Raw genomic sequence first — 7,814 nt, 5'->3', positions numbered from 1 at the left:
AGACAGCAACAGATGCCGGATGGAGAGTGACATGGGGCACATTCGCAGTTGCACGATGACCTTGGTCAGGGCGTGGCGCTGGCGGTCTTCGCCGGCAGCACTTCGCGATCGAAACTGATGGTGGTGATCTTCTGATCCAGCTTGCTGACGATGGCCGCGGTGAGATCGTTGGAGAAATTGCCCCCGAGCACGATATTGCGATCGATCAGCAGACCGCAGCCTTTTTCCTTGTAGACAGTGGCGATGATGGGTTGCGCTTCCATGCTGATGCGTTCCACGACCTTGACGCGCGTGGCTTCGATCTCACGGGACAGCTGATCGGCGCGCACGCGAATCGGTTCGAGCTTCGCGGCCAGCGACTGCTCGCGGTTGCGGGCCTCGTCGGCGCTCAGTTTCTTCGCTTGCACTTTCAGCGCTTCGATCTCCTTGTCGATGGGCTGGCGCTCGGCGTTGACTTGTTCCTGAGCTTGATTGGTGAGCTCCTGCAAGCGGGCGGTGGCCGCCTGGCCGACTTTCGCGTTGGTGAGTACCGCTTCGCGCGACAGCAGGCAGGCCCCTGGAATGGCCGGGCCGCCGAGTCCTTCGGGCGTGGCGGTGGCGGAGATTGCTGGAGCGGGATCGGCTGCCAGCACCGCGGTCGAGACCAGACTGAGGGTGAGCACGTACGGGAAATGACACAGGGACTTATACATCACGGCTCCTTTGCGCATTCGGCGATAGCAAACATTCGTTTGGCACCCTAGGGCGCAAGGCAACCTCGGAACAGATGTCTTTGGGCCTGCGGGCATGACGGCGGCGTGTCATCGCGCATGACTTTGGTCATGCGGTGCGATGCCCAGGAAACTCACCGCAACCTAGGTAGATCCCGTGCCTTCGGGCATGAGGCCATCGAAAGAGAAGTGCCAAGAGAGATCTATGACTCGATCGCGCGGCATGGTTTCTTCTGCGCCAACATGCGTGAACTGAGCGACCCAGAGGAGGATTCGACGGGCCCTGGCGAGTACGGCCAGGTCCTGGTGATCGAAGATCACGAAACCATCGTCGCCGGCTTGCGCTGGGCGGTGAGCACCAGCGCGAGGATGGCCACGTATGAGCTGTCGTTCGCGCGCTCGTTGCGGGAGGCGCTCGGCATGCTCGATCGGCGGGTCGAACTGGTGTTATTGGATGCGCAGCTGGCGGCGGCGGGTGGCGGCCCCGAGGCTTGCCAGGATGCGCTGGAATCGTTGAAACGCGAAGCGCCGGACGTGCCGGTCGGTATCTTCTCAGCCGACGAATCGGATAGCGCAGTACTGCAAGCCATCGCCGCGGGCGCCGCCGGATTCATCAGCAAACGCACGTCGCCCAAGCTGTTGCTGGCCGCTATCGACCTGATGCGTCATGGCGGTCTGTACCTGCCTCCGAGCCTGATTGCCACGCTGGGCGGTGCCGCCGGTAGCCCGTATTCGAGCGGAACTCCCTTGGCAGCGCTTGCGGATACGGAGCTCACTGTCCGGCAACGCGCGGTGTTGGAACAATTGTTGATGGGCGCGTCCAACAAGGACATCGCCGTGCGCCTGGGCCTGCGCGTGGGGACGGTGAAGAATTATGTTTCTGGATTGCTAAAGCTTGCACACGCGACCACGCGCGGAAGATTGCAAGCCTTGCAGCGGCGTGACCCCAAAATATCGCGCGAGAGTCATTAGATTCGCGCAGATCTCAGGCTCATTCATTGATGACCGGTCTGCCGCAGCCCGTCAGCCCTGCGTCATTCGTCACGTGCCAGAAGTAACATTTGTATGTTTGCTACGTACTGCAGTGCGCTCCGCGGGAATTAGCGTTTGGGCGATGCGGAAAATTCGGACGCACGTTGTTGCCGTAATGTACTTAACTGCGCCGGGCAAACTGATTCGTTCCAGACGCGAGGCAATGATGGATGGTACGGACAACTCCTCGACGGTCGCTCGGGATCCGCCAACGGAATCGACAGGATCGGAACGGATTCTGCTGGTCGAGGACGACGAACTGATCAAGGTCGGTTTGACGGTCGGGCTGCGGGAAAACGTCGGCTCGCGTTTCGAGTTCGTGACGATCGAAAGCGTCGAAGCGGCGCTCACGGTGACTGATGCCAGGATGGGCCTGATCCTGATCGACGTGCGCCTCAGTGGCAGTGTCAACGGCGGGCCGTGTGAGAACATCGACTGTCTGCGCCAGCGCTTTCCCGAAGTGCCGCTGGGCCTGCTGTCGGTGGGCAACTCTCCGCGATTGCTGTGTGATGCGCTCGAGCGAGGCGCGGCCGGGGTGATTCCACGCCGGACACCCCTATCGATCGTCGCGATCGCCATCGAGTTGATGATAGCGGGTGGCGTCTATCTGCCGCCGCAATTCGCAACGCTGCTGAACGGGCGCGCGGCCGCCGGCGAGCCGGAATCGACCGCGAAGCGTTCGCCGGGCGAGCTCACCGGGCGTCAGCAGGCAATTCTCGATCTACTCGCGGGCGGCGCCTCCAACAAGGAAATCGCGATCCGGCTGCAATTGAGCGTGGGTACGGTGAAGAACTATGTCTCCGGCCTGTTGCGAATGATGCAGATGCCGACGCGCAACCGGCTGGTCGCTCACCTGCGCCAGCGTGTCGGCGGCGCGCCGGCACAGCAGTGGAGCTCGAATCGGGCCGAGCTGCTGCGCGGCTGGATGAGCGATGCGGGCTCGCGCCACGCCAGCGTGGAGATTCCGAGCCGCTAGGATGGCGCGTCACTGCAGAGTGATGCCGTACGTCGAATTGAAATGCGGATCCGTCGTGTCGATACACGGGTCCAGCGTGCCATCCGCACGGATCGGACAGCGTCGGATGTATACATCGTTCGTGGTGAGATAAGCATTGGTCGGTGTGAAGACCGCGCCAATGGGCGCTTCGCCCGTCGCGGTCGCCATGCATACGCCGACCGTCTCACCGGTGTTGAGCGGGCACAGCGTCAGCGACAGCAGGATCGATGAAGAAACAAAGGTTCGTGAGCGCGCGTGCCGGGCAGTCATGAAATGATCCGTTTTGTAGACTGAATGTTTCTTTATTGTAGGCGCCAACCTCGTCGCATTTGTTTGTAGGGCCCTTCGGCCCAGGCCCAAGGACTTAGGCCGGATGGGTTAGACGGGCCGCGGGCGCAAATCCTCAGCAACTCGTAAGTGCTGGTAAAACCGGCGATTTCCATGCATCTTGGCGGCATGGAAGGCTTCAAGCAATGCATCCGTCAGCTGCGCAGTCTCCTGCGGCGGCAGGGGCGCAACCGTGACGATGCCGACGATCTGATTCAAGAGGCGTTCCTCCGGCTGCACGTGTATTGCCAGAACGAGGAGGTGCAGAAGCGCAGCGCTTTCCTCAGTCGCACCGTGCTCAATCTGTCGATCGACCTGCATCGCAAGGAGCACCGCGAGCTGTACGCGGACGAGTCGATCGACAATCTGGTGCTGGTCGATCTGCGCCCTTCGCCGGAGCAGGAGCTGGCGGCCGCGCAGCGCCTGGCAAAGGTATCGACGGTGTTGGATGAGCTGGGCCCGAGAACGCGCGAGATCTTCTACATGCACCGGGTCGAGGGTTACAGCTGCGCTTACATCGCCGCGCACTTCGAGATCAGTGTGAGCGCGGTGGAAAAACACATCGCCAGAGCGGTGCTTTCGATCATGGATGCAATGGAACGGTTATGAACACGGAATCATCGCAAGCGCCAATGCCGGCTGCCGTGCGAGCGGAGGCTGCGGCGTGGGTGGCGAGGCTGCACGGCGCGAGTCAGTCACAAGAGTTGCAGGCGGGCTTGCGGCGCTGGCTGGCGGCCGATCCCGTCAATGCGCGTGCTTTCGAGTTGGCCACCGAGGCTTGGGACATTGGTGGCAGTGTCTTTGCGGCCGCTTCGCCACGGCGAGTGGATCGTTTCGACGCGCGACCGCGACGCCGATTCGTCTGGTCAGGCGTGGCTGCGGCAGCTGCGATGGTGATGTTGATCGCTGGCGTGTTCGCCTACCTGTGGAGCCCGGCGGTCACGACCAGCGTGGGCGAGCAGCGACTGCTGACCCTGGAGGATGGTTCCAGAATCCTGTTGAACACGAGTACGCGACTGCGCGTGGATGAGAGTGTCACCGAGCGCCGCGTCCGGCTGGACAGCGGCGAGGCGCTGTTCGATGTCGCCAGGAATCCGGAGCGGCCCTTCATCGTGACGGCGGGCGATCAGCAGGTGGTCGCACTGGGCACCTCCTTTGTCGTTCGGCGCCAGGAGCAACAGGTGACGGTGACCTTGATCGAAGGCAAGGTCGCGGTGACGCCGGCCGTTGAGACCGCCGGCCCCAGGGAGAAGACGGTGTTGATGCCAGGTCAACGCCTCAGAGTCGCGAAGGCGGAAACGCCGCGGCTCGATCAGCCGCCGATCGAAGCGGTGACCGCGTGGCGACGGGGCGAAGTGATTCTGGACAAGACCCGGCTCGGCGATGCGGTGGCGGAGATGAATCGATACAGTGCGATCGAGCTGGTCATCGACGATGAGAGGGTCGCGGGCATCCCGATCAGCGGCATCTTCCGTGCCGGAGATTCGGCAAGCTTCGCGCGCGCGGTCGGTGAGGTGTACCGGTTGCACGTGATCAATGAGTCGCGTCGTATCGTGATCGCAGCGGCCGCGAAAGTTTCTGATGAGGATTGAGTGGAATCGTCGCGTCTAAAAAGCCAAGAACCTCGCGTATGGGGCGCGTAGGATCACTGGCGAAATCAAGATGCAACAACGATTCTGGTGGGGCGCCGCGCTCGCGGCGCAAGTCATTTGTTTGAATGCGTCCGCCGCGGAAGCTCAGGCGACGACACAATTCGATCTGCCGTCACAATCGCTCGCCGTCTCGCTTCGTAGCGTAGGCAGCCAGGCGAGCATCAATGTTCTGTTCGATCCGCCGCTGGTCGAGGGACTCAACGCTCCGGCGATCAAGGGCGAATTCACCACGCAGGCAGCGTTCGAGCGCCTGCTGACGGGCACCGGATTGAAGCTGCGCTTCATCGACGAGCGCACCGTGATGGTGTTTGCAGAGCGCACCGGCGCGGACGTGAGAGGCATTCCCGAAGTGCTCGTCACCGGCTCGCGCGTGCTGAACATGGACATCCGGCGCAGCCGCGACGATCCGCAGCCCTATACGATTTTCGATCAGAGTCAGATCGAGCATTCGGGCGCGGGCAGCGTCGAGGACTTTCTCAAATCGCGCCTGACCATGAACTCGCAGGCCGCGACCCTCAGTCAGTCGGCGCTGGGCTCCTTCGCCAACAATTCGCAGATCAACCTGCGTGGCCTGGGCGCTTCGCAGACGCTGATTCTGGTCGATGGCCGCCGTCAGCCGGGCTTTCCCAACTTTGGCGACTCGGCGCAATCCGATCTCAACGGCATTCCGCTCGCGGCCATCGAGCGTATCGAAGTGCTGCCCACGACGGCGTCCGGCATCTACGGCGGCAGCGCGACCGGCGGTGTCATCAACGTGATCATGCGTCGTGATTACCAAGGCGCCGAGATCGGCGTGAAGTACGAAGACAGCTTTTCCGCCGACGCACCCAATCAACGAGTGGATGCCGCCGCTGGCTTCAACTTGATGAATGGCAAGACCAACGTGCTGATCGCGGGCAGCTACATGGAAGGCGAGCAGCCGCGCTACGGCGAGTATCGTTATTGGGAACGCGGCCGCGCGGCCATTCTCGCCAACACAAACAATAACTACGGCGCGCTGGACGCGAGCGGTGTGCCGGTGCTCGGTTCGACCACGAACATTCGCAGCGCCAATGGCTCCAGTCTGGTGCTCGACAACGGCACCCCGCTCAACTCGTCGATCACCCATGTTCCCGTCGGCTATGCAGGAGTTGCTTCCGACGGTGGCGCGGCGCTCGCCGCACAGGCCGGTAGCTATAACATCGCGCCGCCTGACACCGTGCATACGATCGGCGGCAACGAGACTCGCATGGGACAGGACCCGCAGCTCAAATCGCTGTCGTTGACGGTGCGGCAGGAAGTGACCGACCACCTGAGCTTGTTCGCTCAGGCGAGTGCTTCGCAGAGTGTCGCGACATTCCTGATGGATGCCACGGTCGGCCAGACGCTGACCAGTTTCAGGCTGCCGGCGGCCGCGCCTGCGAATCCGTTTCAACAAGACATCCTGGTGCAGGTGCCGCTCACGTCGAAGTTGCTCACCTTGAGATCCGAAACCGAGACGCGCGGTCTGTCCGGCGGCTTGATTTATAAACTGCCGCGCAACTGGGTGGCCGGGCTCGATTACACCTGGGCCCGCTCCGAGCTCGACTTTCTGAATGTCTTTGCCGGGCTGCCCACGACGCTCGCGGCGGCAGTGAATGCCGGCACCATCGACGTGTTTCGCGATGCCGGCATCAACGTCGCCTCGTACTTGTACGACGGGCCGCCGGGCACGGGGCATTACGATGTGACTTTGCGTGACACCAGTCTGCGTTTCGCGGGGCCGTTGTGGGAGCTGCCCGGCGGCAACATGCAGCTGACGGTACTCGGCGAGTATCGAGAGGAACTGCTGGGAAACGGTCTCAATGCTGCCGGAGTGGGCGGTACGTTCACTGCATTTTTGTATCCAAGCCGCTCGCAGTCGGTGCGTAGTGCGTATGCCGAGTTGCGTCTGCCTTGGGTCTCGTCGCGCAATCGAATGACCGGCATCGAAGCGCTGGAGTTGCAGCTGGCGGTGCGCCGTGACGATTACACGATTCGCGGTTCGACGGCGCGAGTCGCGTTGGGCGCCGACGGCATGCCTACCGCACCGATCGTGCGCCATACCAACGACGTGGCATCGACCGATCCCACGATCGCGCTGTTGTATCAGCCACTTCACGATCTCACGCTGCGCATGAGCTACGGCACGGGGTTCTTGCCACCAGGCGTGGGGCAGGTGGTTCCCTCGGCGCCGATCGTGAGTTCCGGCGGTGTCGATCCGCTGCGGGGGAATACCGTCGCGGGCACACTTATTTATACGTCGGGCGGCAATCCCGACCTGAAGCCGGAAGATTCCGAGAGCTGGTCATTGGGTGCGATTTTCACGCCGGCCTTCGTGCCCGGCCTGCGCCTGTCGCTCGACTACACCAAGATTCGCAAGACCAACAACATCTCCGCGCCGTCGACCGACACGATTCTCAACTTCTTTCCGGAGCGGGTGACGCGTGGCCCGAATCTGCCCGACGATCCGGCGGGCTGGGCCGGGCCGATCACCGCCATCGATGCGACGTTGCTCAACGTCGCGAAGGCCGAAGTGGAAGCGTACGACTTGCAGATCGACTATGAGTTCGACAGCGCGTTCGGCCGCTTCGCGCCTTTCATCCTGGCCACGCGGCAGACCCACTTTCTGCAGCAGTTCACGCCGCAGGGCGCGATGCTCGACTATGTCGGCGTCACCAGCTCGAATCCACCCAAGTTGAAGGCCAATGGCGGCGTCAACTGGAGCCTGGGCAACTGGTCCGCCGGGTGGACCGCTCGTTACTTCGATTCATACACGGCTGGCACCACTGCTGCGGTCAATCAGCGGCAGGGACGGGGCGGGCGCGTGTCGAGCCAGATGTATCACGATGTGTTCGCCGCCTATCGCTTCGCCGCTCGATCGTCGCTGCTCGACGGCACCCAGATCACGCTGGGCGTGAAGAATCTGTTCGACCAGGAACCGCCGTTCGACGCCAATCTGTTCACCGTCGGCTACTACAGCACCTTTGGCGACGCGCGTCTGGCGCGTTACTGGCTCAGCGTCAAGAAGAATTTTTGAGCCTCGCGGGTAACCATTTTCGCGCGCCAGCCGCTCTATAGAGCGAAGTCGATTCGCGC

The 7,814-nt window shown here is 62.4% G+C and carries 7 protein-coding genes; 5 read left to right on the top strand and 2 right to left on the bottom strand.

Annotation, left to right across the window (positions count from 1 at the left end):
* Positions 1-65: 65 nt before the first annotated feature.
* Complete coding sequence (locus EKO19_RS19630; RefSeq protein ID WP_157995344.1) at positions 66-692, bottom strand: OmpH/Skp family outer membrane protein; 627 nt, start codon at positions 690-692, stop codon at positions 66-68.
* 207 nt (positions 693-899) lie between these two features.
* Between EKO19_RS19630 and EKO19_RS19625 the strand changes: the two genes are divergently transcribed.
* Both EKO19_RS19625 and EKO19_RS19620 read left to right on the top strand, forming a co-directional pair.
* Positions 900-1,682, top strand: a complete 783-nt coding sequence (locus EKO19_RS19625) for a response regulator transcription factor (protein ID WP_175597116.1) — start codon at positions 900-902, stop codon at positions 1,680-1,682.
* Positions 1,683-1,905: 223 nt separating this feature from the next.
* Positions 1,906-2,718, top strand: coding sequence for a LuxR C-terminal-related transcriptional regulator (locus tag EKO19_RS19620; protein ID WP_157995343.1), 813 nt, complete (start codon positions 1,906-1,908; stop codon positions 2,716-2,718).
* 9 nt (positions 2,719-2,727) lie between these two features.
* On the opposite strand, the gene EKO19_RS19615 is transcribed toward EKO19_RS19620, so the two are convergent.
* The gene (locus EKO19_RS19615) at positions 2,728-3,009 is read right to left on the bottom strand and encodes a hypothetical protein (protein ID WP_129778131.1); all 282 of its coding nucleotides are present in this window, start codon (positions 3,007-3,009) and stop codon (positions 2,728-2,730) included.
* A 147-nt stretch (positions 3,010-3,156) separates the two neighbouring features.
* Here EKO19_RS19615 and EKO19_RS19610 point away from each other — a divergent pair, with 147 nt between their 5' ends.
* From EKO19_RS19610 to EKO19_RS19600, 3 genes are all read left to right on the top strand, one after another.
* Positions 3,157-3,675 (top strand): RNA polymerase sigma factor, encoded by a 519-nt coding sequence (locus EKO19_RS19610; RefSeq protein WP_129778130.1) that lies wholly within the window; start codon positions 3,157-3,159, stop codon positions 3,673-3,675.
* Positions 3,672-4,658, top strand: coding sequence for a FecR family protein (locus tag EKO19_RS19605; RefSeq protein ID WP_129778129.1), 987 nt, complete (start codon positions 3,672-3,674; stop codon positions 4,656-4,658). The genes EKO19_RS19610 and EKO19_RS19605 overlap by 4 nt, the downstream gene beginning before the upstream one ends.
* Positions 4,659-4,728: 70 nt before the next feature.
* Positions 4,729-7,755: a TonB-dependent receptor gene (locus EKO19_RS19600; protein ID WP_129778128.1), complete on the top strand. Its 3,027-nt coding sequence runs from the start codon at positions 4,729-4,731 to the stop codon at positions 7,753-7,755.
* Positions 7,756-7,814: the final 59 nt, after the last annotated feature.

Origin of the sequence: Peristeroidobacter soli (genome assembly GCF_004138485.1) — a bacterium.
GTDB classification, from domain to species: Bacteria; Pseudomonadota; Gammaproteobacteria; order Steroidobacterales; family Steroidobacteraceae; genus Steroidobacter; species Steroidobacter soli.
The sequence above is the reverse complement of the archived record's forward strand: the minus strand, read 5'-3'. Positions and strand labels throughout refer to the sequence as shown.

Coding starts and splice junctions, on each gene's coding strand:
- EKO19_RS19600 (WP_129778128.1), top strand. CDS start 4,729: ATGCAACAACGATTCTGGTGGGGCGCCGCGCTCGCGGCGCAAGTCATT.
- EKO19_RS19605 (WP_129778129.1), top strand. CDS start 3,672: ATGAACACGGAATCATCGCAAGCGCCAATGCCGGCTGCCGTGCGAGCG.
- EKO19_RS19630 (WP_157995344.1), bottom strand. CDS start 692: ATGTATAAGTCCCTGTGTCATTTCCCGTACGTGCTCACCCTCAGTCTG.
- EKO19_RS19615 (WP_129778131.1), bottom strand. CDS start 3,009: ATGACTGCCCGGCACGCGCGCTCACGAACCTTTGTTTCTTCATCGATC.
- EKO19_RS19620 (WP_157995343.1), top strand. CDS start 1,906: ATGATGGATGGTACGGACAACTCCTCGACGGTCGCTCGGGATCCGCCA.